Source organism: Mesorhizobium sp. M7A.F.Ca.US.014.04.1.1 (genome assembly GCF_003998745.1).
GTDB classification, from domain to species: Bacteria; Pseudomonadota; Alphaproteobacteria; order Rhizobiales; family Rhizobiaceae; genus Mesorhizobium; species Mesorhizobium ciceri.
Genome location: NZ_RZRW01001128.1, coordinates 1 through 1,005, shown reverse-complemented (window position 1 = coordinate 1,005; position 1,005 = coordinate 1). Strand labels below are relative to the sequence as shown.

Here is a 1,005-nt window from a genome sequence, read left to right as displayed (position 1 = left end):
ATCCACGCAGCCTCGTCGAGGTCATCGAGAGTCCGCCGCAGGCCGCGCTTGGCCTTTTGCAACAGCAGGAGGTCGAGTTCTACATCGGCCCGGAACTGCCAAACCTGACGGACTTCCAGTTCGAGTCCATCCTCGACGATCCGCTGATGGCCTGCATCCCCACGGAAATATACGGCGGCGAAAAGAAGCTGCTGCTCTCCGACCTGCTGCGCTATCCGCTCATCCTGCTCAACCGCAAGACCGCCGTGCGCGGCCTTGTCGATCGGCTGACGGCGGCGGAAGGCATCGAGTTCAAGCCGCAATACGAGGTCGAAAGCGCACAGACGGCGGTGGCACTGGTGTGTTCGGGACTTGGCGTCTGCGTGGTGCCCGGCATCGCCATTTCGCGCAATGACGAGCGTATGCGGGTGGTGCCGATCGACCATCGCGACGCCCACCGCTCGGTCGGCATCATCACCGCGCGGGGCTATGTGCACCACTCCTTCTCCGAACAGCTGATGAACCTCATCCGCACCAATTTGCGCGAACTTGCAAACTGAGCGTCGCGCCTTCGGACAGGCACCTTGCACGAGCGCCGAGAATGGTGCGCTGGGAATGCCGCCATTGGCAGCCCGGCCTCACCTGAATATCAGCGCACCCTCAGTCGGTCTGGATCCAGATCGACTTGGTCTCCAGATATTCATGCAGATGTTCGATGCCGCCCTCGCGGCCGTAGCCGGACATCTTCATGCCGCCGAACGGCACCGCCGGGTCGATGGCGTGGTACATGTTGACCCATACCGAGCCGGCCTTGATGCGGCGGGCGAGCTTGTGGGCGGTGCCAAGATGACTGGTGCAAATGCCGGCCGCCAGGCCATAGGGCGTCGCATTGGCCCGCGCCACGGCTTCGTCGAGCGTGTCGAACGGCATCGCCGAAATCACCGGACCAAAGATCTCTTCACGCGCGATGGTCATCTTGTCCGACACCGCACCGAAGACAGTCGGCGCGATGAAATTGCTGCCGTC

2 protein-coding genes are annotated in these 1,005 nt (G+C 62.8%); one reads left to right on the top strand and one right to left on the bottom strand.

Features of this window, described 5'->3' with window-relative positions; all coding sequences use genetic code 11:
* A partial coding sequence (locus EOA22_RS35025) for a LysR substrate-binding domain-containing protein (protein WP_245478780.1) occupies nt 1-539 on the top strand: 539 nt, incomplete at its 5' end.
* A gap of 100 nt (nt 540-639) precedes the next feature.
* Here the strand turns inward: EOA22_RS35025 and EOA22_RS35020 are convergent.
* Nucleotides 640-1,005 (bottom strand): aldehyde dehydrogenase family protein (locus EOA22_RS35020; protein WP_127390683.1); only part of this gene is annotated, 366 nt, incomplete at its 5' end.